This is a genomic window from Microbacterium resistens (genome assembly GCF_021172025.1).
Classification (GTDB): Bacteria; Actinomycetota; Actinomycetes; order Actinomycetales; family Microbacteriaceae; genus Microbacterium; species Microbacterium resistens.
Genome location: NZ_CP082781.1, coordinates 3,732,103 through 3,757,883, shown reverse-complemented (window position 1 = coordinate 3,757,883; position 25,781 = coordinate 3,732,103). Strand labels below are relative to the sequence as shown.

At 69.7% G+C, this 25,781-nt stretch carries 28 protein-coding genes; 3 read left to right on the top strand and 25 right to left on the bottom strand.

Features of this window, described 5'->3' with window-relative positions; genetic code table 11:
* Positions 1–4: 4 nt before the first annotated feature.
* Positions 5–1,516 (bottom strand): ABC transporter substrate-binding protein, encoded by a 1,512-nt coding sequence (locus tag K8F61_RS17755; protein WP_231820131.1) that lies wholly within the window; start codon positions 1,514–1,516, stop codon positions 5–7.
* A gap of 99 nt (positions 1,517–1,615) precedes the next feature.
* Complete coding sequence (locus K8F61_RS17750) at positions 1,616–3,337, bottom strand: ABC transporter family substrate-binding protein (protein ID WP_219085620.1); 1,722 nt, start codon at positions 3,335–3,337, stop codon at positions 1,616–1,618.
* Between the two features lie 137 nt (positions 3,338–3,474).
* Here K8F61_RS17750 and K8F61_RS17745 point away from each other — a divergent pair, with 137 nt between their 5' ends.
* On the top strand, positions 3,475–4,815 hold the full coding sequence (locus tag K8F61_RS17745) for an aminotransferase class I/II-fold pyridoxal phosphate-dependent enzyme (RefSeq protein ID WP_231820130.1): 1,341 nt from the start codon (positions 3,475–3,477) through the stop codon (positions 4,813–4,815).
* Between the two features lie 24 nt (positions 4,816–4,839).
* On the top strand, positions 4,840–5,802 hold the full coding sequence (locus K8F61_RS17740) for a Ppx/GppA phosphatase family protein (RefSeq protein ID WP_067242147.1): 963 nt from the start codon (positions 4,840–4,842) through the stop codon (positions 5,800–5,802).
* Between the two features lie 128 nt (positions 5,803–5,930).
* On the opposite strand, the gene glmM is transcribed toward K8F61_RS17740, so the two are convergent.
* The 6 genes from glmM to truA all read right to left on the bottom strand — a co-directional run bounded on the left by glmM (position 5,931) and on the right by truA (position 11,107).
* Complete coding sequence (gene glmM / locus K8F61_RS17735; protein ID WP_231820129.1) at positions 5,931–7,286, bottom strand: phosphoglucosamine mutase; 1,356 nt, start codon at positions 7,284–7,286, stop codon at positions 5,931–5,933.
* A 17-nt stretch (positions 7,287–7,303) separates the two neighbouring features.
* Positions 7,304–7,789: a 30S ribosomal protein S9 gene (rpsI, locus tag K8F61_RS17730; RefSeq protein WP_067242140.1), complete on the bottom strand. Its 486-nt coding sequence runs from the start codon at positions 7,787–7,789 to the stop codon at positions 7,304–7,306.
* Between the two features lie 25 nt (positions 7,790–7,814).
* Positions 7,815–8,261 (bottom strand): 50S ribosomal protein L13, encoded by a 447-nt coding sequence (rplM, locus tag K8F61_RS17725; protein WP_067242136.1) that lies wholly within the window; start codon positions 8,259–8,261, stop codon positions 7,815–7,817.
* Positions 8,262–8,470: 209 nt separating this feature from the next.
* The gene (locus K8F61_RS17720; protein WP_067242120.1) at positions 8,471–9,139 is read right to left on the bottom strand and encodes an endonuclease/exonuclease/phosphatase family protein; all 669 of its coding nucleotides are present in this window, start codon (positions 9,137–9,139) and stop codon (positions 8,471–8,473) included.
* A gap of 40 nt (positions 9,140–9,179) precedes the next feature.
* Positions 9,180–10,064: a hypothetical protein gene (locus tag K8F61_RS17715; RefSeq protein WP_231820128.1), complete on the bottom strand. Its 885-nt coding sequence runs from the start codon at positions 10,062–10,064 to the stop codon at positions 9,180–9,182.
* 188 nt (positions 10,065–10,252) lie between these two features.
* Positions 10,253–11,107, bottom strand: a complete 855-nt coding sequence (truA, locus tag K8F61_RS17710) for a tRNA pseudouridine(38-40) synthase TruA (RefSeq protein WP_231820127.1) — start codon at positions 11,105–11,107, stop codon at positions 10,253–10,255.
* 185 nt (positions 11,108–11,292) lie between these two features.
* Between truA and K8F61_RS17705 the strand changes: the two genes are divergently transcribed.
* Positions 11,293–12,864: an AMP-binding protein gene (locus tag K8F61_RS17705; protein WP_231820126.1), complete on the top strand. Its 1,572-nt coding sequence runs from the start codon at positions 11,293–11,295 to the stop codon at positions 12,862–12,864.
* A 72-nt stretch (positions 12,865–12,936) separates the two neighbouring features.
* Here K8F61_RS17705 and rplQ read toward each other — a convergent pair whose 3' ends face one another.
* From rplQ to rpsH, 17 genes are all read right to left on the bottom strand, one after another.
* Positions 12,937–13,626, bottom strand: a complete 690-nt coding sequence (rplQ, locus tag K8F61_RS17700) for a 50S ribosomal protein L17, sunset domain variant (RefSeq protein WP_231820125.1) — start codon at positions 13,624–13,626, stop codon at positions 12,937–12,939.
* 35 nt (positions 13,627–13,661) lie between these two features.
* Positions 13,662–14,651, bottom strand: a complete 990-nt coding sequence (locus K8F61_RS17695; RefSeq protein ID WP_067242104.1) for a DNA-directed RNA polymerase subunit alpha — start codon at positions 14,649–14,651, stop codon at positions 13,662–13,664.
* A gap of 128 nt (positions 14,652–14,779) precedes the next feature.
* Positions 14,780–15,178 (bottom strand): 30S ribosomal protein S11, encoded by a 399-nt coding sequence (gene rpsK, locus K8F61_RS17690; RefSeq protein WP_017829189.1) that lies wholly within the window; start codon positions 15,176–15,178, stop codon positions 14,780–14,782.
* A 27-nt stretch (positions 15,179–15,205) separates the two neighbouring features.
* Entirely contained in the window at positions 15,206–15,580 is a 375-nt protein-coding gene (gene rpsM, locus K8F61_RS17685; RefSeq protein ID WP_067242101.1) for a 30S ribosomal protein S13, read from the bottom strand.
* A gap of 266 nt (positions 15,581–15,846) precedes the next feature.
* Positions 15,847–15,963: a 50S ribosomal protein L36 gene (gene rpmJ, locus K8F61_RS17680; protein ID WP_005050492.1), complete on the bottom strand. Its 117-nt coding sequence runs from the start codon at positions 15,961–15,963 to the stop codon at positions 15,847–15,849.
* Positions 15,964–16,028: 65 nt separating this feature from the next.
* Complete coding sequence (gene infA / locus K8F61_RS17675; protein ID WP_018171468.1) at positions 16,029–16,250, bottom strand: translation initiation factor IF-1; 222 nt, start codon at positions 16,248–16,250, stop codon at positions 16,029–16,031.
* Positions 16,251–16,490: 240 nt separating this feature from the next.
* Positions 16,491–18,479, bottom strand: a complete 1,989-nt coding sequence (locus K8F61_RS17670) for a choice-of-anchor A family protein (RefSeq protein WP_231820124.1) — start codon at positions 18,477–18,479, stop codon at positions 16,491–16,493.
* Positions 18,480–19,208: 729 nt separating this feature from the next.
* Positions 19,209–19,877, bottom strand: a complete 669-nt coding sequence (locus tag K8F61_RS17665) for a DsbA family protein (RefSeq protein ID WP_231820123.1) — start codon at positions 19,875–19,877, stop codon at positions 19,209–19,211.
* Positions 19,878–20,069: 192 nt separating this feature from the next.
* Positions 20,070–20,930, bottom strand: coding sequence for a type I methionyl aminopeptidase (map, locus tag K8F61_RS17660; protein WP_231820122.1), 861 nt, complete (start codon positions 20,928–20,930; stop codon positions 20,070–20,072).
* Position 20,931: 1 nt separating this feature from the next.
* Complete coding sequence (locus K8F61_RS17655) at positions 20,932–21,528, bottom strand: adenylate kinase (RefSeq protein WP_231820121.1); 597 nt, start codon at positions 21,526–21,528, stop codon at positions 20,932–20,934.
* Positions 21,525–22,847 (bottom strand): preprotein translocase subunit SecY, encoded by a 1,323-nt coding sequence (gene secY / locus K8F61_RS17650; RefSeq protein ID WP_067242077.1) that lies wholly within the window; start codon positions 22,845–22,847, stop codon positions 21,525–21,527. The genes K8F61_RS17655 and secY overlap by 4 nt, the downstream gene beginning before the upstream one ends.
* A gap of 103 nt (positions 22,848–22,950) precedes the next feature.
* Positions 22,951–23,511, bottom strand: coding sequence for a 50S ribosomal protein L15 (gene rplO / locus K8F61_RS17645; RefSeq protein ID WP_084344243.1), 561 nt, complete (start codon positions 23,509–23,511; stop codon positions 22,951–22,953).
* A complete protein-coding gene (gene rpmD / locus K8F61_RS17640; protein ID WP_067242074.1) occupies positions 23,511–23,696 on the bottom strand; it encodes a 50S ribosomal protein L30 in 186 nt (61 codons plus the stop codon). Before rpmD ends, rplO begins: the two co-directional genes overlap by 1 nt.
* Positions 23,696–24,397 (bottom strand): 30S ribosomal protein S5, encoded by a 702-nt coding sequence (gene rpsE, locus K8F61_RS17635; RefSeq protein ID WP_067242070.1) that lies wholly within the window; start codon positions 24,395–24,397, stop codon positions 23,696–23,698. The genes rpmD and rpsE overlap by 1 nt, the downstream gene beginning before the upstream one ends.
* Entirely contained in the window at positions 24,394–24,753 is a 360-nt protein-coding gene (rplR, locus tag K8F61_RS17630; protein WP_067242067.1) for a 50S ribosomal protein L18, read from the bottom strand. The genes rpsE and rplR overlap by 4 nt, the downstream gene beginning before the upstream one ends.
* A 2-nt stretch (positions 24,754–24,755) precedes the next feature.
* Positions 24,756–25,292, bottom strand: coding sequence for a 50S ribosomal protein L6 (rplF, locus tag K8F61_RS17625; RefSeq protein ID WP_231820120.1), 537 nt, complete (start codon positions 25,290–25,292; stop codon positions 24,756–24,758).
* Between the two features lie 6 nt (positions 25,293–25,298).
* On the bottom strand, positions 25,299–25,697 hold the full coding sequence (gene rpsH / locus K8F61_RS17620; RefSeq protein WP_067242059.1) for a 30S ribosomal protein S8: 399 nt from the start codon (positions 25,695–25,697) through the stop codon (positions 25,299–25,301).
* Positions 25,698–25,781 lie beyond the last annotated feature (84 nt).

Sequence of the window (25,781 nt, the reverse complement as noted above, 5' to 3'; positions counted from 1 at the left end):
CGCGTCAGCCTGCCGCCACGCGGTCCGCGGTCGCGACGGGCCGGATCCGGCCCCAGTGCCACCACGGGACCGTGTACGCCACCTGGTCCGACCAGCCGAAGAAGTCCGTGCTGCGGGCGAAGTAGGTGCCGTACCAGAACAGCGGGACGTACTCCACGTCCCGGGCGAGGACGGTCTGGAGCTCCCGGTAGTGCTCCCCGCGCTCGGGGATCGTCAGGGCCTCCCTGGCCCGCTGGAACGCCGCGTCGACCTCCGGGTTCGCGTGCCCGCCGACGTTGTTGTCGCCGCCGGTCGAGTACTTCGTCGACATGATCTCCGGGTCCGGGGTCATGGAGCCGCCGATGATGATGAGGTCGAAGTCGCGGTCGCGCGTGATCGTGTTCGCCCAGTCGACGGAGCTGAGCCCCGACCACGTCACGTCGAAGCCGACCCGGTCGAGCTGGTCCGCCACGATCCGTGCGAGCGGACGGTGCCCGTCGAACGTGTCCATGTAGTACAGGCGCAGGTGGCCGCGGCGTCCGTCCGCGCCGCGCGTCATCCCGACCTCGTCCAGCAGTTCCTCGGCGCCGGCCAGATCGTGCGCGGGCGCCTTCGCCTCCGCGTTGAACGCCCAGTCCGTGCTGGCGAGCAGGTAGTGGCCCCAGGCCTGCGAGATGCCAGGGTCGCCGAGCGCGTCGATCTCCGAGCGGTCGACCGCCTGGGCGATCGCCCGGCGGGCGCGGACGTCCTTCCACCGGTCCTGCGCCTGGTTGAAGTCGAGGAGGGCCTGTCCCGGTCCGCGGTCGAGCATGAGCTCGATGCCGGCGGTGGCGCCCTCCAGCAGCGGCAGCCGGTCCTTCGTGAGCGTGTCCTGCGGGAAGTAGTGCGCCTCGCCGCGGGCGAGCATCCGCACGCACTCGTCGCGATCGGGGACGATCTTGAGGATCAGCCGGTCGATCTCGGGGCGCGGGCCCCAGTGGTCCTTCACCGCCTCCATGACGATCCGGTCGCCGGGGATCCACTCGGCGAAGCGGAAGGGCCCGGATCCGACCGGGTCGAGGTTGTGCGGGTTCGTCGCCCAGTCGGTCCCCTCGTACAGGTGCGCGGGGAGGATGTGGGTCCAGACGAAGTTCCCGAGCATCACGAGGAAGCCCGAGTTCGGGCCCTTCAGGTGGTAGTCGAGGGTGTGGTCGTTCACGATCTCGATCTCTGCGACGTCCTTGAGCATCCGCCCGCCGGTGTAGCCGTTCGCGATGGCGTGGGTGTGGGTGTAGTGGACGTCGTGCGCCGTGAGCGGCATCCCGTCGTGCCAGCGCGCGGCCTGGTTCAGGTGGAAGCGCCAGCGACGGGCGCCGTCCAGGCACTCCCAGTGCGTCGCGAGGTCGGGATACGGGTGGATGTCGCTCCACTCGTTGAGCACCAGCCGGCTGTACAGGTTGTTGCACGCGATGTATCCGGCGCTTCCGGTCACGTTGCGATACACGTCGTTGAATTCGACGGCGTCGTCCGGGGACACGACGATGAAATCGGTGGTCAAGGGGTCACCTTTCGTAGGGGTCGAGCACGCAGCGTCCGATGTCGTGCATCGGGAGGACCGCGCGGGCCGGGCTGCGTCGGCCGGCCCGCGCGGAGTGCGTCATTCGGCGATGCCCCACTGCTCGATGTTCATCGTCACGCCGTACTTGCTCGGGTCGACGTGGATGTTGCGGTACTTGTCCGCGTAGGCGGCCATGTTGCTGTAGGCGAAGAGCGGCATCACCACGCCGTCCTCGAGGAGGAGGAGGTCGAGCTCGTTCATCAGCTCCACCTGCTTCTCCTCGTCCAGCTCCGCCGAGGCCCGGGCGAGCAGGTCGTCCACCTCGGGGTTGCTGTACCCGAAGGAGCGGGGCGCACCGGTGCCGTACCACTGCTGGATCGAGAGCGGTCCGAGATCGAGCGCGGTCCCGGTGGCCATGATGTCGAACGAGCCCTCCCGCAGCGCGGGCGAGTAGCGGGCGCCGTCGGCGGGGTCGATGACGATCGTGATCCCGATCTCCTTGAGCTGCTGCTGCGCGATCACGGCGATGTCCATGCGGGTCTGGTCGGCGGCGTAGGTGAGGAAGGTGAGGTCGCGCAGCGGCGAGCCGTCGGGAAGCAGGAGCTTTCCCCCCTCGATCGAGTAGCCGGCGTCCTCGAGGATCTTCGTGGCCTTCTCGACGTCACCGATCCCCATGCCGACCTTCTCCGTGTTGGGACGGTAGGCCTCGACCCCGCCGATCCGCTGCCCGGGGACGTAGACGGCGCTCTGCATGAGCGGGACGTCGGGCGCCGCCTGCCCCGCGGTGCGGGCGTACATGTCGGAGAAGTTCATCGCCGTGTAGATCGCCTTGCGAAGCGCGGGGTCGCTCATCACGTCGCCCGTGGTCTTCATGCCGAGGTGGGCATAGGTCAGCGTCGCACCGATGCTGTACGTGGTGCTCGGCATCGTCTTGACCTGCTCGACCGTGTCGACGGTCGGGTTCATGTAGACCATCTGCACCTCGCCGCTCTGCAGGGCCGTGACCTGCTCCCCCTGGCCCTTGATGTAGCGGATGATGACCTCGTCCAGGTGCGCGGGCTCGCCGTACCACTTCGGGTTCTTGGCCAGCGTGAGGGAGATCCCCTCGGTGTACTCCTTCACGATGTACGGGCCGCCGGAGAACGCGGGGACGTTCTGGCTGAAGCCCTGGTTGAAGGAGGTCGCGAGGTCTCCGTATCCCTCGGCGATGTGCGCGGGAAGGAGGTAGTTGAACAGCGCGCGCCACTGCGAGAACGGCTCGGAGTAGACCATGGTGACGGTCTTCCCGTCCTCGCTGCCGGTGACGCTCTCGATCGAGTCGTAGCCGTCGGTGAAGGCCGCGAGGCAGTCCGGGCAGCTCTCCGGGTCCTGGACCGCCTGGGTGTACGCGAAGTCGTCGGCCGTGATCGGAACACCGTCGGACCAGACCGCGTCGTCCTGGATCCGGTACACGACCGTCATCGGGTCCGTCTCGGTGACCTCGGCGGACTCCAGCAGCGCTTCGTTGAGGACGACGGAGGTGTCCGGCTGGCTGAGGAAGGGGTGCGGGTACATCGGCCACTGCTGCTGGCGCTGGCCGGTGGTGTCCCCCGCGGCGGACAGCGGGTTCCAGTCCTCCATCGGCGACGTCGCGGCGAAGGTGAGGGAGCCTCCGTCGGCGACCGTCTCGACCGGGGCGTCGGTCGCCGCGCCCGTGTCGCCGGACGTCGAGGGAAGCGGTGCGCATCCGGTGAACGCCAGCGACAGGCCGGCGATCGAGGCGGCGACGGTCAGTGCGGCACGGCGGCGCCGGGAGGGGAAGGGGCTCCGGGACCTGGGCATGACATCCTCCTTTGGATTCGGGTCGCGATCAGGAGGGACACGGTCGGGTCGGCCCTTGGCAGATCACTTGGTCGGATCCTATGATCGGCCAAAGAGGAACTACAAGACCAATATGTCCCCGGACATAAAGGAGGACGATGGAGGATCCGACACCCCTGGATCTCCTGCACAGCCGCATGACGCTGCGGACCACCGCGGCGCTCACGCAGACGGTCGCGGACATGATCGCCGCGGGCCTTCTCGCGCCGGGCGACCGGCTGCCGACCGTGCGCGAGGTCGCCGAGGACTGCGGGATGAGCAGGTCCGCGGTGGGCGAGGCGTGGCGCGAGCTCGGCGCGAGAGGCCTCATCGAGACCCGCCGCCGCGGGGGGACCGTGGTCCTGGGCAAGCCGCCCACGCCGCGGGCGCTGCGGTACGAGAGCATGATCCGGAGCACCGTCAGCGGCGTGCGCGACCTCGCGAACATCCGCACCGACGGGCTGACGTACCCCGACCTCTCCCGCGCCATGGCGTGGTCCGTGACCCAGCCGCGGCTCCACGAGCCGTTCGCGGAGCCGATCACCGCCGAGCTGGAGGATGCGGTGCGCCGGACCTGGCCGTTCGAGCCCGAGCGCTTCGTGACCATGCACGGGCTCATGGACGGCGTCGAGCTCGCGCTCTCCCTGCTCGTCAAGCCCGGGGACGCGGTGATCGTCGAGTCCCCCACGCACGGACGGATCCTCGACGTCCTCGAGGCGCTGGGCGCGCGGGCCGTCGCCGTGGAGTACGGCGTCGAGGGGCCGGACCTCGTCGCACTGCGCCGCGCCCTCGTCAGCAAGCCCGTGGCCTTCGTGTATCAGCCGACCGGCCAGATGCCCTCCGGCCGCTCCGTCACGGAGGGGTGGGCGGAGGCCGCCGCCGAGTTCCTCCCGGACACCCTCCCGATCCTCGAGCTCTCGCAGTTGTCGCTGCTGCATCCGGACCACGTGTCACTGGGGAGGTTCCGGCCGCGACAGGTCACGCAGATCCGCTCCTACAACCTCTTCTTCGGCGCCGACATGCGCGTCTCGGTCGTCGGCGGGACCTCGGAGCTCATCGACGCGATGTGGATGCGGCTGACGTACTCCACGCGCTTCGTCAGCCGCCTCGTGCAGGGCGCGCTCGCCTTCCTGCTCACCGACGACGCGTCGCGGCGAGAGCTCGACGCCCTGTGCGACGGAGTGCGCGACCGGTTCCGTCTCCTCGCCGATGCCCTGCGGGCGCGCGGATTCGAGGTCGAGCCCTCCGCGGGCCCGTGCATCTGGCTGCCGGTCCCGGACGACCACTCGGTCTGCACCCGGCTCAGTCAGCAGGGGATCGCGGTGCACCCGGGCCGCTTCTTCCAGGCCGCGCCGTTCCCCGAGGAGCGCGTGCACGTGAACAGCGCCGCCGTGGACGGGGACCACGAGGAGGTGGCGGAGCTCATCGCGGCGGCGTGCCGGCCGTTCCCCATCGGGTGAGGGCGCGGCGAGTAGTCTCGTCACGTGCGACTGGGAGTGCTCGACATCGGATCCAACACCGTGCACCTGCTCGCGGCGGACGTCCACCCCGGTGGCCGCCCGCTCGCGACCACGAGCGACCGGTCGATCCTCCGCCTCATGAGGTTCCTGACGCCGTCCGGCGCGATCAGCGAGGAGGGCGTCGTCGCGCTGGAGACCGCCGTCACGCAGGCCCGGCGCGTCGCCGAGGCGGAACGGGTCGACGCGCTGCTGGCGACGGCGACGAGCGCCGTGCGGTCCGCGTCCAACGGGCCGGAGGTGATCGCCCGGATCGAGGCGGCGCTGGGGCAGCCGCTGCAGGTCCTCGCCGGAGAGACCGAGGCGGAGCTCACCTACCTCGCCGTCCGGCGCTGGTTCGGGTGGTCGGCGGGGAACATCCTGCTCTTCGACATCGGCGGCGGATCGCTGGAGCTGGCCGCCGGATCCGAGGAGCTGCCCGACCTCGCCGTCTCGGCGCCTCTCGGCGCCGGACGCATGACGATCGGCTTCCTCCCCGACGACCCGCCGGGCGAGGACGCGGCCGAGCACCTGCGCGCGCATGCGTCCGAGGTGATCGCCCCGATCGCGGAGCGCTTCGCCGCCCTCCCCTCCCCCGACCACGCCGTGGGCTCCTCGAAGGCGATCCGCTCCCTGGCCCGGCTCGTGGGCTATCAGGCGGTCGGGTGGTCCGGATCGGAGCGGCTGCTGCTGCCGCGCACCGCCCTGGGATCCTGGATCCCGCGACTCGCGCGCCTCCCCGCCTCCGCACGGCAGGAGCTTCCCGGGATCACGCCGGACCGGACCTTCCAGATCGTCGCCGCCGCCGTCGTGCTGCACACCGCGATGACCGCCCTCGACGTGGACGAGCTGGAGGTGTCGCCCTGGGCGCTGCGCGAGGGCGTGCTGCTGCGCTACATCGAGCAGCTCGCCTGGAGTCCCGCTCCGGCCCCGCACGCCGCGCACGCCTGATCCGGCGCCCCGCGCGAGCGCGCGAGATCAGGCAGACGCGCGAGCTCAGGCGACATCTGCTGCCATCTGCCTGATCCCGCGCGTCTGCCTGATTCGGCGCAACCCGATGGCGTTGGGCGAGGCTCGCGTTACAGGGCCAGGCGCTCGCGGACGACGTCCGCGAGGCGCTCGGCGAAGGCGTGGGCGGACTCCGCGTCCGCGGCCTCCACCATCACGCGCACGAGCTGCTCGGTGCCGGAGGCCCGCAGTAGCACGCGGCCGGACTCGCCGAGCTCGGCCTCGACCTCGCGCACCGCCGCGGTCACGACCTCGTCGTCCGTGCGGGTGCGATCCACGTCCTTGACGTTGACGAGCACCTGCGGGTAGACGGTCATGACGGACGCGAGCTCCGCCAGCGTCTTGCGCTGACGGGCCATCTCGGCCACGAGATGCAGGCCCGTGAGGAGCCCGTCGCCCGTGGTGGCGAAGTCGCTGAGGATCACGTGCCCGGACTGCTCGCCGCCGAGCGAGTACCCGCCGGCGTTCATTTCCTCCAGCACGTAGCGGTCGCCCACGCCGGTCGTGCGCACGGTGATGCCGTGCTCGCGCATCGCGACGTGCAGCCCGAGGTTGCTCATCACGGTCGCGACGAGCGTGTCCTGGGAGAGCTTCCCCCGCTGCTTCATCGCGACGGCCAGGATCGCCATGATCCGGTCGCCGTCGACGACGTTGCCCTCGGAGTCCACAGCGAGACAGCGGTCGGCGTCGCCGTCGTGGGCGATCCCGACGTCCGCCCCGACGCGCACGACCTCGGCCGCCAGCTTGTCCAGATGCGTGGAGCCGACGCCGTCGTTGATGTTGATGCCGTCCGGGTCCGCGCCGATCACGGTCACCTTCGCCCCGGCGTTGCGGAACGCCTCGGGCGAGGCACCGGAGGCGGCGCCGTGCGCGCAGTCCAGCACGACGTGGATGCCGTCGAGGCGGTGCGGCAGCGACGCCAGCAGGTGCATGACGTACCGGTCCTCCGCGTCCGAGAAGCGCTGGATGCGCCCCACGTCCGCGCCGGTCGGCTGGAGCTTCGGGCCCGCCATCGCGGCCTCGATCCGCTGCTCGACGACGTCGGGGAGCTTGACCCCTCCGCGAGCGAAGATCTTGATGCCGTTGTCGGGCGCCGGGTTGTGCGACGCCGAGATCATGACCCCGAAGTCCGCGTCCACGTCCGCGATGAGGAACGCCGCCGCCGGCGTGGGCAGGGTGCCGGCGTCCAGGACGTCGACGCCCGAGGAGGCGAGCCCCGCCTCCACGGCGGCGCTGAGGAAGTGTCCCGAGATCCGCGGGTCGCGGGCGACGACGGCGGTGAGCCGCTTGCCGGCGGCCCTGCGCGCCTCGGCGATACGGCCCTGGCCCAGGACGACGGCAGTCGCCTGGGCCAGGGTGAGCGCGAGATCGGCGGTGAGGGGGCCGTTGGCCAGCCCACGCACGCCGTCCGTACCGAACAGTGCCATAGAAGGGACTGTGAGGATCAGCGCTTCGAGTACTGAGGAGCCTTGCGGGCCTTCTTGAGACCGGCCTTCTTGCGCTCGATGACGCGGGCGTCGCGCGAGAGGAAGCCGGCCTTCTTCAGGACCGGACGGTTGTTCTCGGCGTCGATGTTGTTGAGCGCACGGGCGATGCCGAGACGCAGAGCGCCGGCCTGGCCCGAGTCGCCGCCACCCGAGATGCGCGCGATGACGTCGTACGCACCCTGCAGGTTCAGCACCGTGAACGGGTCGTTGATCAGCTGCTGGTGCAGCTTGTTCGGGAAGTAGTCCTCGAGCGTGCGGCCGTTGACCGTGATGGTGCCCGAACCGGGGACGAGGCGCACGCGGGCGATGGCCTGCTTGCGGCGGCCCACGGCGGCGCCGGGGACGCTCAGCACGGGGCGGGGCGCGCTCTCGACGGCCTCGGCCTCAGGGGTCGAGGTGGTGAAGTTCTGCGGGAATTCGGTGGTGTCCTGGATGTCAGCCACGAGTATGTCCTTATCTGGGCGGCGCTTACTGGGCGACCTGGTCGAGGGTGTACGTCTTCGGCTGCTGCGCGGCGTGCGGGTGCTCGGCACCCGTGTACACCTTCAGCTTCGCCAGCTGCTGGCGGCCGAGGCTGTTCTTCGGGAGCATGCCGCGGACGGCCTTCTCCACGGCGCGGACCGGGTTCTTCTCGAGCAGCTCGGAGTAGGCGACGGCCTTGAGCCCGCCCGGGTGGCCCGAGTGGCGGTAGGCGATCTTCTTCTGGAGCTTCTGGCCCGTGAGCGCGACCTTGTCCGCGTTCACGATGATGACGAAGTCGCCGGAGTCGATGTGGTTGGCGAAGGTCGGCTTGTGCTTGCCGCGCAGGAGCGCTGCGGCGTGCGAAGCCAGACGGCCGAGGACGACGTCGGTGGCGTCGATGACGACCCAGTCACGCTGGACCTGCCCGGCCTTCGGGGTGTAAGTGCGCGTCACGATAGTGCTGCTTTCTTGATTCGAACGGAGAGGTTCGTGAATCCCGCTCCGGGGCGCTTCGACCGTCGGGACCGTTTCCGGTCCTGCACCTGCCGAAGGGCGCCAGTGGAGGGCTCACGTTCGTGCGCCCCGCCCCTCGGACACGCCGAGGCATGGGGCACCAAAGGGATAGCTTACGGCATCCGACCGTCTTCCCCAAATGCCCCGGTTCAGCCCGGTTCGGCGACGACGAGGATCGGACGGTGGTCGCTGGACCCCTGCGCGAGGGTCCGGATCTCCCGGATGTCGAAGCCGATGGACGTCGCGAAGTCGTAGTGCCCGCGGAACACCCGGTACCGCGTGTACGTGCGCTCGTCGCTCAGGGTCAGGGTGTAGCCGTGGTCGCGGACGGCCTGGCCGAGGTTCTCCTTGAACACCGGGTAGTTGTAGTCGCCCACCATCAGGATGGGAAGGCCGTCGCCGAGCTCCGTGAGGGCGTCCAGCGCCGCCCGGATCTGATGGCGGCGCAGCGAGTTCAACGCCGTGAGGGGCGCCGCGTGGAAGGACGCGATCACGAAGTCGCCGCCGCTGTCGATGTCGCGCAGCCGCACGCCGAGCACCCGTTCGTGCGCGGGACGCAGGACGCGGTCGTGCAGGGACTTCTTCAGCTCGAACGCGCGCACCTCCCCCACGCGGAAGGTGTTCTCCCGGTGGTAGACGGCGAGCCCGAGGCGGTTCCCCTGGGTGGCGCGGGCGAGGACGAGCCCGCCCAGCCGCTCCGGGAGCGCCTGGGTGTCGGCTTCCTGCAGGCAGAGGAGATCCGCCGCGTGCACGTCGGCCAGGTCATGCAGCTCGCCGGCGGCGCGGTGCTTGCGCAGGTTGTACGAGATCACCCTCATCGGCACCCACGCTACTCCGGACTCCCGGACGTCCGGTGGGTCAGCCCCACCGGAGGCCGAGGACGCCGGGTCCGAAGCCGTGCCGGAAGGCGTGCGCGGTCCGCCCCAGCAGGAGCGCCGGCGAGGAGGTCTCCGGCGTGCCGTCCCGCTCGACGTACTCCTCGCACCAGTCGGGTTCGGCGCCCTCGGGGAAGATCACCCAGATCAGCGTCTCCCGGGAGGGCCGCGCAGTGCCGTGCCAGGCGCTTCGTCGGGGCGGATACCCCGGCGGGAGGCGTTCGGTGAACTCGATGAGGGCGGTCTCGCCGGCGACGACCGGCTCATCGAAGGCGATCACGATGCCCGACAACAGGCCGCCGGGGTGCCGCCACTCGCGCGCCATCCTCCCGCCGCGGACGTCCTCGATCACCGGAGTGACCTCGGTCTCCTCGGGGGCGACGTCGATCAGCGGCAGCTCCTCGACGACGCCGCGGGTCACCTGGATCAGGGCACGCGTCGTCGTCCGCTCGACCGCGCCGTCCGCACCGACGTGCACCGTCATGTGCGTCGACAGGTCCCGGATGGCGGCCTGGGGCGCCGCTCCCAGCGCGGCGAACGTCTCCTCGGTCTCGCGCCGCTCCCGCTCGGCGTCGAAGGGCACCCGCGGCGCGGGGACCGCCCCCAGCCGGGCGAACGGAGACACCAGACGCGAGAGCGACCCCGGATCCAGCCCGAGGATGCGCTCGAGGTCCTCGATCGCGCTCAGCGACGTCGCGCTCTCGGGGTGACGGGCCCCGGAGCGCCAGTAGCTGAGCGTCGTGACCGACACCGGGTTGCCGTTGTCCCGGAGACGGGCGTGGAGGCTGCTCAGGGACAGCCCGCTGGCGGCGATCGCCCGGCTGAGCGCGCCGGCGAAGCCCGTGTCGGCGTCGTCGCGTTCGTCCATCACAGTCCCCCGGCGTCGTGTGAAGAGGCTTCGAGTAGCTTCACCCTACGGCCACCGCCCGCCGGGAACGGGCAGGTCGTTTCCGGTAACGCGAGCACTGGGGCCGTCGCCGGGGCACCTCCCCCGCCCCGGTGGCCGGTCCGGGGACCGGCCGCCGGGGACCGCCGTTCCGAGCCGGATGCCGGGGGTCAGTCGATCGGTTCGTCCCGATCTCGACGGTTCCTGGTCTGCTCGGCACGCGCCGCGAGCAGCTCGTCCGCGGGGTACCCGACCTCCGCGAGGGTGAGCCCGCGCGCCGCGAGCACCTTGAACGCACTCGTCCTGGTGAGCTCGTCGCGCAGCCGCACGAGGTCGCCCGGGTCCAGACGCCCCTCCCCCACCGCGGCGCAGGCTCCGACCAGCGCGCGCACCATGCTGTGACAGAACGCGTCCGCCTTCACCTCCGCGACGAGGACCCCGGCGTCGTCGCGCCGCCACCGGTAGTCCAGGAGCGTGCGGATCGTCGTGGCCTCCTCGCGCGCCTTGCAGTACGCCGCGAAGTCGTGCAGGCCGATCAGCCCGCGGGCGGCCTCGTCCATGGCGGCGACGTCGAGCTCTCCGCGGATCGAGGTCGTGTCGTGCCGGGCCAGCGGGTCGTACCCGCTCGCGTCGTCCGCGAGCCGGTAGCGGTAGCGGCGCCAGACCGCGGAGAACCGGGCGTCGAAGCCCCCCGGGGCGATCGAGGTCCGCGTCACGGTCGCATCGGCGTACGCCCCGAGCACCCCGCGCAGCCGGCGGGCGAGCGATCCCGCGGGATCCTGTGCGTCGGGTCCCCGGCGCGCACCGAGGCGGGCCCACTGCGCCTCGTCGAGATCCACGTGGGCGACCTGGCCGCTCGCGTGCACGCCGGCGTCCGTGCGCCCCGCGACGACGAGCTGCGCCTCCGATCCGACGATCCGCGCGAGGGCCTGCTCGATCGTGCCCTGCACGGTGCGGAGTCCCGGCTGCCGCGCCCACCCGCGGAAGTGGGTGCCGTCGTAGGAGATGTCGAGGCGGATGCGCACGAGTCCAGGGTATCGAGCGGCGGGACGACGGCGTCTCCGCGCCGTTCGGCCGTGCTCCCCCGGATCTCCGCCGCAAAGTTCACCCTGGGACTGCGTGTCAGGTTGTGCGAGACTGAATCGCACGAAGCCGGTCTCGGGCGACCGCGCGAATCCCGAACGCAGTGTTGCGATCCGAAGGAGATCCCATGATCCGCAGTCCCCACCCCGACATCGAGATCCCGAACGTCTCGATCCACGAGTTCCTCTTCGGAACCCTCGACGACGCGCGCCTCGACACGACGGCCATCGTCGACGGCACCTCCGGCGCCGAGACCACCTATCGTCAGCTCCTCGCGCAGATCGACCTCTTCGCCGGGGCCCTCGCCGCCCGCGGGGTCGGCGTCGGAACCGTCGTCGGCGTGCTCTGCCCGAACATCCCGGCGTTCGGGACCGTCTTCCATGGCCTGCTTCGCGCCGGCGCCACCGCGACCACCATCAACTCCCTCTACACGGCCGAGGAGATCGCCGCGCAGCTGACGGACGCCGGCGCCGAATGGATCGTCACCGTTAGCCCGCTGCTGCCGGGCGCGAAGGCCGCCGCCGAGAAGCTCGGCATCGCCGACGACCACGTCATCGTGCTCGACGGCGCCGAGGGCCATCCGTCCCTTCCCGCGCTGCTCGGCGAGGGGCACGCCGCGCCGGACGTCTCGTTCGACCCGGCGACGCACCTGGCCGTCCTGCCCTACTCCTCCGGCACCACCGGCCGCCCCAAGGGCGTGATGCTCACCCATCGGAACCTCGTCGCCAACGTCGCCCAGAGCAGCACCACGATCAGCCTCGGCGAGGACGATCGGGTCCTCGCCGTGCTCCCGTTCTTCCACATCTACGGGATGACCGTGCTGCTGAACTTCGCGCTTCGCCAGCGCGCCACGCTCGTGACGATGCCGAAGTTCGACCTCGCCGAGTTCCTCCGCGTCGCCTCCGAGCACCGCACGTCGTGGGTGTTCATCGCCCCGCCGATCGCGGTCGCGCTCGCGAAGCACCCGCTCGTCGACCAGTTCGATCTCTCGGCGGTGAAGGTCGTGTTCTCCGGTGCGGCGCCGCTCGACGGCGCCCTCGCCCGCGCCGTCGCGGAGCGGCTGGACTGCACCGTCTGCCAGGGATACGGGATGACGGAGACGAGTCCCGTCGCCCACGCGATCCCCGTCGACCGACCCGACATCGACCGCTCCAGCATCGGCGTCCTGCTGGCGAACACCGAGGCGCGCATCGTCGCGGAGAACGGCGGCGACGTCGTGGTCCCCGCCTCCGGGACGAGCGAGCCCGGCGAGCTCCTCCTCCGCGGGCCGCAGATCATGGTCGGCTACCTGAACCGCCCCGAGGCCACCGCCGAGATGCTGGACGAGGACGGCTGGCTGCACACGGGCGATGTGGCCACGGTGACCGCGGACGGCGTGTTCCGCATCGTCGACCGCCTGAAGGAGCTCATCAAGTACAAGGGCTACCAGGTCGCCCCGGCGGTGCTGGAGGCGGTGCTGCTCGAGCACCCCGCCATCGCCGACGCCGCGGTCGTGGGGACTCTCGACGAGGACGGCCAGGAGGTGCCGAAGGCGTTCGTCGTCCTCCAGCAGGGGGCGCAGCTCGACGCGGACGGCGTCATGGCCCATGTCGCCGCGCACGTCGCCCCGCATGAGAAGGTGCGGGTCGTGGAGTTCATCGAGCAGATCCCGAAGTCGAGCTCGGGCAAGATCCTGCGCAAGGACCTCCGCGTGCGCTGATCCCGCCCGGACGAGCAGGAGACGCAGAAGGGCCCCGCCGTACGGCGGGGCCCTTCTGTCGGAGGGAGCGGCTTACTTGCCGGCCTCGGTGAAGCCGGCGGCCTCGGCGGCCTCCGCGGTGCGGAACCACACCTCGGCGACGGTCGCGTCGTACCACTGGCCGTCGGGACGGTGGTACTTCATCGAGTCCTTGTTGCCCTTGATGTCGAAGCCCTCGGGAGCCGAGCCGTCCTCGAGCGGAGCGGCGGAGTCCTCGCCGAAGCCGCCGTCGACGAGCGCGGCGGGAGCGGCGGTCTCCTCGGCCTCGGTCGCCTCCTCGACGACCTCGGCGGGGGCCTCCTCGGCCTTGGCGGGCTTGTCCGCCTTGGCCGCGGGCTTGGCAGCAGCCTTCTTCTTGGGCGCGACCGGCTCGAGGACGAGCTCGATCACGGCCATCGGGGCGTTGTCGCCCTTGCGGTTGCCGACCTTCGTGATGCGGGTGTAGCCGCCCTCTCGCTCGGCGACGAGCGGCGCGATCTCGGCGAACAGGACGTGCGTGGCGTCCTTGTCGCGCAGGATCGACAGCACGCGGCGACGGGCGTGCAGGTCACCGCGCTTGGCGAACGTGACCAGTCGCTCGGCGAGCGGACGCAGGCGCTTGGCCTTGGTCTCGGTCGTCTTGATCGACTTGTGCGTGAACAGCGCCGCGGCGAGGTTCGCAAGCAGCAGACGCTCGTGGGCGGGGCCTCCTCCGAGGCGGGGACCCTTGGTGGGCTTGGGCATTGTCGTCTATCTCCTGGATCGGAAAGGGTCGGGTATCAGAAGGACTCGTCTTCGGAGCCGCCGTAGAAGTGGGCGCCGTCGAAACCGGGCACCGAGTCCTTCAGCGACAGGCCGAGCGAGACGAGCTTGTCGCGCACCTCGTCCACCGACTTCTGTCCGAAATTGCGGATGTTCATGAGCTGCGTCTCCGAGAGGGCGACGAGCTCGGACACCGTGTTGATGCCTTCGCGCTTGAGGCAGTTGTACGAGCGGACCGACAGATCGAGGTCCTCGATCGGCATCGACAGCTCGTTCGAGAGGACGGCCTCGACCGGCGCCGGGCCGATCTCGATGCCCTCGGCCTCGACGTTCAGCTCGCGGGCGAGGCCGAACAGCTCGGTCAGGGTCCGGCCGGCCGACGCGACGGCGTCGCGCGGGGCGATCGAGTTCTTCGTCTCGACGTCCAGCACGAGCTTGTCGAAGTCGGTGCGCTCCCCGGCACGGGTGGCGTCGACGCGGTAGCTGACCTTGAGCACCGGCGAGTAGATCGAGTCGATCGGCACCTGGCCGGCCTCGGCGTACTCGCTCCGGTTCTGCGCCGCCGACACGTAGCCGCGGCCGCGCTCGATCGTGAGCTCCAGCTCGAAGCGCGCGGTCTCGTTGAGGGTCGCGATGACGAGCTCGGGGTTGTGCACCTCGACGCCCGCCGGAGCGGAGATGTCCGCCGCGGTGACCTCGCCCGCGCCGGTCTTGCGCAGGTAGGCGGTGATGGGCTCGTCGCGCTCCGAGGAGACGACGAGCTGCTTGATGTTGAGGATGATCTCGGTGACATCCTCCTTCACCCCGGGGATGGTGCTGAACTCGTGGAGGACGCCGTCGATGCGGATGCTGGTGACCGCGGCGCCGGGGATCGAGGAGAGCAGGCTGCGACGCAGCGCGTTTCCGATCGTGTAGCCGAAGCCGGGCTCGAGCGGCTCGATGATGAACCGGCTGCGGTTCTCGGAGATCTTTTCCTCGGTGAGAGTGGGACGCTGTGCGATGAGCACTATGTGTTCCTTTCGATCACGTGCCCGCTATATGACACGTGTTGGGTGAGGTGTTGAGTTGTGTGAAGACGGTGCTGACACCCCGGTGCGCCTCCGGTCCGCGGAGGGATCGGAGGCGCACAGGGCGATCAGACGCGGCGGCGCTTCGGCGGGCGGCAGCCGTTGTGCGCCTGCGGCGTGACGTCCTGGATCGAACCCACCTCGAGGCCGGCGGCCTGCAGCGAGCGGATCGCGGTCTCGCGGCCCGAGCCCGGGCCCTTGACGAGGACGTCGACCTTCTTCACACCGTGCTCAGCGGCCTGACGGGCGGCCGACTCGGCAGCCATGCCCGCGGCGTACGGGGTGGACTTGCGCGAGCCCTTGAAGCCCACGCCGCCCGACGAGGCCCAGGCGATGACGGCGCCGGACGGGTCGGTGATCGAGACGATCGTGTTGTTGAACGTCGACTTGATGTGGGCCTGGCCCAGCGCGATGTTCTTCTTCTCCTTGCGGCGCGGCTTGCGCGCGGCGGCCTTGGGTGCAGCCATGAAAGTGTTCTCCTATTCCCTGGCCGCTTAGCGGGCCTTCTTCTTGCCGGCGACGGTGCGCTTCGGGCCCTTGCGGGTGCGCGCGTTGGTCTTCGTGCGCTGACCGCGGACCGGCAGGCCACGGCGGTGACGGAGGCCCTCGTAGGAGCCGATCTCGACCTTGCGGCGGATGTCGGCGGCGACCTCGCGGCGCAGGTCGCCCTCCACCTTGTAGGTGCCTTCGATGTGGTCGCGGAGGGCGACGAGCTGGTCGTCGGTGAGGTCCTTGACGCGGATCGACTCGTCGATCTCGGTGGCCTTGAGGATCTCGACCGAGCGGGTACGGCCGATGCCGTAGATGTACGTGAGGGCGATCACCACGCGCTTGTCGCGCGGGATGTCGACGCCGGCAAGACGTGCCATGCGGAATCTCCTGGATGTTGTGGAGGTGTGGAGCAGGATCGGTGCCCGGGCCTCCGCCCCGAGGTGTCCCCCTTGCGGGTTCTGATCCTGCCGTGTGGTCCCGGTCGTTGAGCGAGCGAAGCGAGACGAAACGCCCGCCGCGGACCGGATGTTGAGTTGTCAGTTTCTTGCGTGAGAGGTTTCGACTCGCTCGCGCTGCGCGCGTGCTCGCTCACCCTCGATCCGTCGCGGCTCAACGCTCCTTCGTCGCGGTGAGCCGCACCGCATCAACCCTGGCGCTGCTTGTGGCGCGGGTTGCTCTTGCAGATCACCATGACGCGCCCGTGACGGCGGATCACCTTGCAGTGATCGCAGATGGGCTTGACGCTGGGGTTGACCTTCATGATGTTTCCTGTTCGCTGTCTTCACCGGGCAGGCGCGGACGCCTGGGGTGTTACTTCTCGACCGATCAGCGGTAGCGGTAGACGATGCGCCCGCGGGTCAGGTCGTAGGGGCTGAGCTCCACGACCACGCGGTCCTCGGGGATGATGCGGATGTAGTTCTGCCGCATCTTTCCGGAGATCGTTGCCAGGACCTTGTGGCCGTTGCTGAGCTCAACGCGGAACATCGCGTTGGGCAGAGCCTCGGACACGACGCCCTCGATCTCGATGACACCGTCTTTCTTAGCCATAGCCTCGCTGACGCTTCTGCAGACCGGTCGATCTGCGGTGGATGGATGGGATGGCGCAGGGCCCGCCGGACACGTCCATGGACACGCCGGACCGAGGCGCAAAGCACCAAAGATCTATGGTAGACGCGTTTCCCGCTACGGGCAAATGCGCGATCGGTCCCGCCCCGGGTCGACGACCGGGGCCACGACGACGGCGCCGCCGGGTCACCCCGACGGCACCGTCGCGCACGGCGAGGAGGATCAGTCCGCGTCGACCGCACCGGCCTCGTGACGCCGGACGAGGGTGCGCAGCACCAGCACGATCCCGCCGAAGATCGCGGCCCCGCCGAGGAGGAGCGGCCACCCGGAGACGACCCCGCCCGTGACCGCCAGATCGGCGCCGGGGCCGTTCGCAGCCGTGCCGCCCGCGGAGGACCCCGCGGCCGAGGATGCCGACGTGGCGCCGGACGTCGAGGCCGTCGACGACGCGCTCGCGACGGACGTCGCGGACGCGGACGCCGAGGCCGTCGCGGCGGCTGCCGCGTCCGCGGCCGCGGAGGAGCCCGCCGACGAGGACGCATCCGCCGTCGCAGCGGCAGCCACCGACGCGGAGGAGCCGGAAGCCGTTGCAGAACCGCCCGCAGAGGCATCCGCCGTCGCAGCGGCAGCCACCGACGCGGAGGCGCCGGAAGCCGTTGCAGAACCGCCCGCAGAGGCATCCGCCGTCGCAGCGGCATCCGCAGACACCGCTGCTCCCTCCACTGCCGCGTCGGCGTCGACCGACCCGCTCGCCGAGACGGTTCCCTCGATCCCGGCGCCGTCGGCACCGCCGTCGGAACCGGCGCGAATCGCGGTCGCCGCGTCGGCGTCCGCGCCGGCGCCTCGCGCATCCGCGTCGGCTGTCGCACCGGCGTCGGCATGCACCTCGACGCCCGCGTCCGCGTCCGCGTCGGTTCCGGCCGCGCCCGCGTCCGCGTCGGTTCCAGCCGCAGCCGCGCCCGCGTCCGCGTCGGTTCCAGCCGCATCCGCGCCCGCGTCGGTTCCGGCGGCGCCCGCGTCCGCGTCGGTTCCGGCCGCATCCGCGTCCGCCCCCGCGCCGTCGGCGTCAGCATCTGCGTCCGCGCCCGGGTCCACCGGCGTCTCCGGCTCGACCTCGCACACGAAAGCGCCGTCCCGGAACGGGTAGTTGTGGATCTCCGTGCCGGACCCCTCCATCCGGATCGTGCCGTTGGTGTAGACGCGCCCGTTCAGGTGCGCGGTCGTGGAGATGGTCGGCGTCGCGGCGTCCGCGTGGGCGTGCGGAACCATGATCGAACCGAGCACCTGCGAGCTGCCGCCGATCTCCACACGGGTCGCATCCGCGAAGTTCCACATCGTGCGGGTGGCAACGCGGCCGAAGCCGTTCACCGCGCCGCCCACGCCGTCGACGCGCACGCCGTCGTCGGAGAAGTAGTTCGGCGACCAGACCGCCGCGTCCCCGGTCACGTTGACGATCACGGTGGCGTCGTCGGCGATCTTCTCGAAGGCGACGGCGCCGGCCGCGCCGAGGTCGGCCGCGGAGATGATGAAGACCTCGCGCGCGGCGCCGGTGCCGACGAACGTCGCCGTCCCCCACTCGGATCGCGCGGATCCGGTCGTCGCCTCGGCGGCGTACGCGGCGGAGGCGCTCGAGATCGCGTCGCCGAAGTGCGCATAGCCGTCCAGCGCCGCGGCTCCGAGGCCGCTGCGGAACTCTCCGCCGTTCAGGTCGTAGCGACCGTCCGGATGGGTCGGGTCCGCCGCGCCGCCCACGCGCACGTCGCCGCCGCCATCGGGGAAACCCGGCACCGGGGCACCGACGAAGAACGTGGTGATCCCCGACTCGACGCGGAGGTCGCCGCCGACGGCCAGCATGGTCTCCCCGACGCCCGGGACGACCCCGGATCCCACGCCGACGGTGCCGACGTTGAATGCTCCCGCGGGCTGGCGCTGGAAGGTCGCGTCGCCGTGGACGACGACGAGGCCCTCGATCTCCGCCGCGCCCGAGCCGGTGACGAGGTCCCCGCCCGCGTAGACCGCGACGTTGTTGTCCGTGAAGATCTCGTTGCCGGTCCCGGGGCTCCCGATCTCCCCTGTCGGACAGCTGGCCGCCGCCGCCTGAGCCGGCGTCAGCGACCCGAAGGCCCCGAACGTCATGATCCCCGTCGCTGCGAGCGCGGCCGCTCCCGCGACTCCCGCGGTGCGCTTCGCGCGCACGCCGAACATCCCCATGTTTCTCTCCCCCTGTCCACGTGGTCGCCTCAAGTCTGGCGAACCACCCTGTGCATAACCTGCACACCAACGTGCACGACATTCACCGCCGCGCACGACCGCACGTCGTGCGGCCCCGCCGTCATACTAGCATTTTGTTCATGGAATGAACAAAAGCGCTCCCCCCGGACACGACGACGACGCCGCGGACCAGGTCCGCGGCGCCGTCGCAGCGATCAGGTTGCTAGGAGACCCACACCCCAGTGACTCCGACCGCCCAGCACGCTTCGAAATTGAAACTGTACCCCGGAAGCGAGGGGCTGGTGTTGAACGTCTGGCTATGGGTATTCGGATCGCCCCAGCACGTCCAGTTGACGGTGAACGACGGATAGCCGGTACAGCTACCGACGACCCGGTTCCAATCACTCCCAAGTGACGAACACGTCGCAGCGTTTGCCGGCGTCACAGCCGCGATCGAAAGCCCGACGCCCAATGCAAGCCCGGCCCCGATCGCACCGATCCGCCTCGTCAACGACATCTTCCTACTCATCTTGTTCCCCCTCGAACAACGGGGCTGACGATCTGTCAGCGCCTAATGCCAGGATAGGAACCGGCTTGGCGTGTATACCATTGGACGATCGTCCAACGACTGCAACTCGACCTTCAGGCACGTGGTGCTTAGCCAATACGCATTCGGGTCAAGGGCAACCCATGTGCTGCCCTTGACCCGAACACCAGATCGTGGAGTCGTCAGCCGATAAGGTCGGTGAACCGCTTCATGTCGGTGGGATCCTGAAGATTCAGGCGTTCACCATTGATGTCGACCGTCGGCGTCGACCCGATGTTGTGCTTCTTCGCCTGAGCGCTGCCGTACTTCTTGTACTTCTCGTCGGTGATGCAGGTCGCAGCCTTGTCCGCACCGGCCTGGGTCGCGAACTCTGCGAGCTGCTCATTCGTCAGTCCGGTCGTGTTCTCAGCGGGCTGGTTCTCGAACAGAATCTTGGCGAAATCGAGATACTTGTCCTCGTTCGACTCCAGAACGCACACGGCAGCCGCGGCAGAACGGGAGGAATACTCCGTCCCCATCGAGTATCGATCCAGGATCGCGATCGGGTGATAGTTCAGAGTGATCTTTCCGTCCGCGGCGGCGGTCTCCAGAGTCTCGCCGTACTGCCCTTCGAACGCGTTACACGCGGGGCACTGGAAGTCTACGAACACGTCGACGGTGTCCTTGCCGTCGCCGAAGCTGACGGCGCCCGTCTCGGCGTTGAACGTGTCGCTGCTCTTCGGAGCCGGCCCGGCGTCCGTGGCCTGGTTGTTCAGCCACACCACGACGCCGCCGAGTGCCACGAGCACGACGACGACGGCGATGGAGATGCCGATGGCGAACCAATTGGTCGAGCTCTTCGCAGCGGCCATTGTCTTCCGTTCCTGTCCTGGCGCGTCGCAAGGCCTGCGCGCGACCGATGTCTCGGGCAGGACGACGCCCCGCTCCGTATGCCATTTTGCACGCTCGCGCCTATGGGCTCCATGGGAACCCCGTCTTCACGGTGCTGCCATGCCGGCGCCCGCCGTGCGTCTGGGACGCAATCCGCGTCCGGTGCCCCGTCGTCAGCCGAGCGGCGTGGGGACGACGCCGTACGGCTCCAGGCCTGCCGCACCGCCGTCCGGCGCGGTGAGCACCCAGATCCCGTTCTCGTGGACCGCGACGCTGTGCTCCCAGTGGGAGCCGTCGGATCCGTCCGCCGTGGTCACGGTCCAGTCGTCGTCCTCGACGAACGTCTCCTCGCCGCCGGCGGTGACCATCGGCTCGATCGCGAGGACGAGTCCCGGCCGCACCTCGGGCCCCTGGTCGGACGTGCGGTAGTTGAACAGGCTCGGCGCCTCGTGCATCTTGCGTCCGATGCCGTGACCCACGTACTCACGGAGGATGCCGTAGTGATCAATGCCGTCTGCGGCCTCGGGCGGGACACCCGCACCGAGGATCCGGTCCTCGATCGCCGCGCTGACGTCGCCGAGGCTCCGCGCCGTGGCCATCGCGGCGATCCCCGCCCACATCGAGGCCTCGGTCACGCGGGAGAGCTCTTCGCGTCGCGCGACGAGATCGGGCCGCGACGGGTCGGGCACCACGACGGTGATCGCGCTGTCGCCGTTCCACCCCTCGTACTGCGCTCCGCAGTCGATGGACACGATGTCGCCGGCCTCCAGCACCCGATCGCCGGGGATCCCGTGCACGACCTGATCGTTCACGGAGATGCACGTCGCGTGGCGATAGCCGCGGACCAGCTTGAAGTTCGACTCCGCACCCCGGGCGACGATCAGGGCGTCGGCGGCGGCGTCCAGCTCCGCCGTGGTGACGCCCGGCCGGATCAGCGCGCGTGCGGCGTCCAACGCTGCGGCGGTGATGAGGCCCGGCTCCACCATGGCGCGGAGCTGGGCCGGGCTCTTGTAGATCGACCGGCGGAACACCACGTCAGACCGCGACCGCGCGCTCGAGGCCACGGGCCTGGAGCGCGGCGAAGATCCGCTCGGTGACCTCGTCGAGCCCGCCCACGCCGTCGATCCGGTCGACGATGCCGCGCTCCCCGTACGCCTCCAGGATCGGAGCCGTCTCCTGCTCGTAGATGTCGAGCCGGTGCGCGATGGCCTCGGGGGTGTCGTCCGTGCGCCCCTGCTCCTCGGCGCGCAGCCGCAGGCGCTCGATGCTCTCCTCGCGCGGGACGTCCAGCAGGATGACCGCGTCGAGCGCGGCGCCGGACTCCGCGAGGAACGCGTCGAGGTGCGCCACCTGGGCGGCGTTGCGGGGATACCCGTCCAGCAGGAAGCCCCCCGCCGCGTCGGGCTGGGACAGCCGGTCGCGCACGATCTCGCCGGTCAGCTCGTCCGGGACGAGGTCGCCCGCGTCGAGGATCGAGGTGACCTGCTTGCCGAGTTCGGTTCCGTTCTTGATGTTCGCGCGGAAGATGTCCCCCGTCGAGACGACCGGGACCCCGAAGGCCTCCGCCACGCGCACGCCCTGCGTGCCCTTGCCCGATCCCTGCGGTCCGACGATCAGGAGACGAGCGGTCATCGGAGGAGCCCTTCGTAGTGGCGCTGCTGGAGCTGCGCGTCGATCTGCTTCACGGTCTCGAGACCCACGCCGACGATGATGAGGATCGACGCGCCGCCGAACGGGAAGTTCTGGTTCGCACCGACCGTGGCCAGCGCGATGAGCGGGATGAGCGCGATCACGCCGAGGTACAGCGAGCCCGGAAGCGTGATCCGCGTCAGCACGTACTCGAGGTACTCCGCCGTCGGGCGTCCGGCGCGGATGCCGGGGATGAAGCCGCCGTACTTCTTCATGTTGTCGGCGACCTCGACCGGGTTGAAGGTGATCGCGACGTAGAAGTACGTGAAGCCGATGATGAGCAGGAAGTACACCGCCATGTAGAGCGGGTGGTCGCCGGTCACGAAGTACTGCATGATCCAGGTCGCCCACTCCGGCGGCGTCGAGCCGTCCTGCGGGATGTTGAACTGCGCGACCAGCATCGGGATGTACAGCAGCGAGGAGGCGAAGATCACCGGGATCACGCCCGCCATGTTGACCTTGATCGGGATGTACGTGTTCGTGCCCCCGTAGGTGCGGCGGCCGACCATGCGCTTGGCGTACTGCACCGGGATGCGTCGCTGCGACTGCTCGATGAACACGACGGCCGTCATCACGACGATGCCGATCGCCAGGACGAGCAGGAAGACCTCGAAACCGCGGGTCTCCCAGATCGCCCACATGGCGCCGGGGAAGGTCGCGGCGATCGAGGTGAAGATGAGCAGCGACATGCCGTTGCCGATGCCGCGCTCGGTGACGAGCTCGGCGAACCACATGATGAGGCCCGTTCCGGCGGTCAGCGTGATGATCATCAGCAGCTGCGCCCACCACACGTCATTGGTGAGGAGCTGGGCGCAGGCGCCGCCGGAGTTCTGGCCGAAGAGCTGGCCGCTGCGGGCCACCGTCACCAGGGTCGTCGACTGCAGGAGCGCGAGCGCGATCGTCAGGTAGCGCGTGTACTGGGTGAGCTTGGCCTGGCCGGCCTGGCCCTCCTTGTGCAGCGTCTCGAAGTGCGGGATGACGACGCGCAGGAGCTGGGTGATGATCGTCGCGGTGATGTACGGCATCACGCCAAGCGCGAAGATCGACAGCTTCAGCAGAGCGCCGCCGGAGAAGAGGTTGACGAGTCCCAGGAGGCCTTCGGTACCGGAGTTGTCCGCGATGCACTGCGTCACGTTCGGGAAATTGACGAACGGAGCCGGCACCGTGGAGCCGAGTCGGTAGATCGCGATGATCGCCAGGGTGAAGCCGATCTTCCGGCGCAGGTCCGGTGTGCGGAAGATCCGCGCGATGGCGCTGAACAAAGGTGTGCCTCCTGAAAAGGGATGCCGATCCGACAAGGGGCGGCCAAGAAACCAGGGTAACGCAAGAGGGGCCGGAGGTTTCTCCGGCCCCTCTTGTCGTCGGCTACTTGACGGAGCCGCCCGCCGCGACGATCTTCTGCTCGGCGGAACCCGAGACCTTGTCGACCGACACGGTGAGCTTCACGGCGATCTCGCCGTTGCCCAGAACCTTGACCTTCTCGTTCTTGCGAACCGCACCCTTGGCGACCAGGTCGCTCACGGTGACCTCGCCACCGGCCGGGTACAGCTCCGCGAGCTTGTCCAGGTTCACGACCTGGTACTCGACGCGGAACGGGTTCTTGAAGCCGCGCAGCTTCGGGGTGCGCATGTGCAGCGGCATCTGCCCACCCTCGAACCCGACGCGGACGGTGTTGCGGGCCTTGGTGCCCTTCGTGCCGCGACCGGCGGTCTTGCCCTTGGAGCCCTCACCGCGACCGACACGGGTCTTGGCGGTGTTGGCGCCGGGGACCGGACGCAGGTGGTGCACCTTCAGCACGCCCGGGCGCGAGACCGGGGCGTCCTTCTTCGGGGCCGCCTTGGCAGGCGCCTTCTTGGCCGCGGCCTTCGGAGCGGCGGCCTTCTTCGGGGCCTTCTCGGCCTCGACGGCCTCGTTCTTCTCAGCCATCAGTCGATCTCCTCAATCTTCACGAGGTGAGCGACGGTCTTGACGTAGCCGCGCGTCTGCGCGTCGTCCGGACGGACGACCGAGTCGCCGATCCGCTTGAGACCGAGGCTGCGCAGCGTGTCGCGCTGGTTCTGCTTCTCGCTCACCTTGGACTTGACCTGCGTGACCTTGAGCCGTGCGGCCATCAGGCACCTACCTTCTGCGCGGCGGCAGCCGCAGCGGCCTTCTCCTCGTTGCGGATGATGATCTCCGGAACGACGGCGTCGTAGGCGAGTCCACGACGAGCGGCGACGGCGCGCGGCTCCTCGAGGGACTTCAGAGCCTCGACGGTGGCGTGGACGATGTTGATCGTGTTCGAGGACCCGAGGGACTTCGAGAGCACGTCGTGGATGCCGGCGCACTCGAGCACGGCGCGGACCGGACCACCGGCGATAACACCGGTACCGGCGGCAGCCGGACGCAGCAGCACGACGCCGGCCGCGGCCTCGCCCTGCACCGGGTGCGGGACGGTGGTGCCGACGCGCGGCACGCGGAAGAAGTTCCGCTTCGCCTCCTCGACGCCCTTCGAGATCGCGAGGGGCACCTCGCGGGCCTTGCCGTAGCCGACGCCCACGAGACCGTTGCCGTCACCCACCACGACGAGCGCGGTGAAGCTGAAGCGACGGCCGCCCTTGACGACCTTCGAGACGCGGTTGATGGTCACCACGCGCTCGAGGAACTGGTTGTCCCCGCGGTCGCGCGAGTTGCGGTCACGACCGCCCTGACCGCGGTCACGGCCTCCGCGGCGACCCTGGCGCTCGTCGCGCTGGGGAGCCTCGGTTCCGGCCGCCGTCTCGGCGGGAGCCGTAGCCGTCTCGGTCACTTCGTTCTCCTTGTTGTCACTCACAGTGCCAGCCCCCCTTCACGGGCGCCATCGGCGATGGCGGCGACACGACCGGCGTAACGGTTACCGCCGCGGTCGAACACAGCCTCGGAAATCCCGGCGGCCTTCGCGCGCTCGGCGACGAGCTCGCCGACCTTGCGGGCCTTGGCCGTCTTGTCGCCCTCGAAGGTGCGCAGATCGGTCTCGAGCGTGGAAGCGGAGGCCACGGTGCGGCCCTTGCTGTCGTCGACCAGCTGCACGAAGACGTGGCGGGCCGAACGGTTGACGACCAGGCGCGGGCGCGCCTCGGTGCCGACGATCTTCTTGCGAAGGCGGGCGTGACGACGCGCGCGGGCGTCGGACTTCGACTTCACAGCCATGGTTACTTACCAGCCTTTCCGGCCTTGCGACGCACGACCTCGCCGGCGTAGCGCACACCCTTGCCCTTGTACGGCTCGGGCTTGCGGATCTTGCGGATGTTCGCAGCCGCCTCGCCGACGGCCTGCTTGCTGATCCCGCTGACGGTGAGCTTGTTCGTGCCCTCCACCGTCAGGGTGATGCCGGCGGGCGGGTCGACCAGGACCGGGTGCGAGAAGCCGAGGGCGAACTCGACCGAGCTGCCCTTCTGCTGGACGCGGTAACCGGTGCCGACGACCTCGAGGCCCTTGGTGTAGCCCTGGGTCACGCCGATGATGTCGTTGTTGATGAGGGTGCGGGTCAGGCCGTGCAGCGACCGCGACTCGCGCTCGTCGTCGGGGCGGGTGACCAGGACCTGGCCCCCCTGCACCTCGACCTCGATGGGAGAGGCCACCGTCAGGGAGAGCTCTCCCTTGGGGCCCTTCACCGAGACCTCACGGCCGTCGACCGTGACGGTCACGCCCGCAGGGATCTCGATGGGAAGTCGTCCAATACGCGACATGTCAGATCACCACACGTAGGCGAGAACTTCTCCGCCCACGCCCTTCTGCTCAGCCTGGCGGTCGGTGAGAAGACCGGAGGAGGTGGACAGGATCGCGACGCCGAGGCCGCCGAGCACCTTGGGGAGCTCCGTGGACTTCGCGTACACGCGGAGACCGGGCTTCGACACGCGCTTGATGCCGGCGATCGAACGCTCGCGGTTGGCGCCGTACTTCAGGGTCAGCGTGAGGTTCTTGCCGACACGGGCGTCGGTGACCTCCCACCCCGCGATGTAGCCCTCCTGCTGGAGGATCTCGGCGATGTGCGTCTTGAGCTTGCTCGACGGCAGGGTCACGGAGTCGTGGTGCGCCGAGTTCGCGTTGCGCAGACGGGTCAGCATGTCTGCGACCGGGTCTGTCATTGTCATTGTCTTCTTCTTTCGATCATGAGGTTTCGACGCCCGTTACACGGACGCCGACCTTCGTGAACACACAATTTTCAATTGTACGTC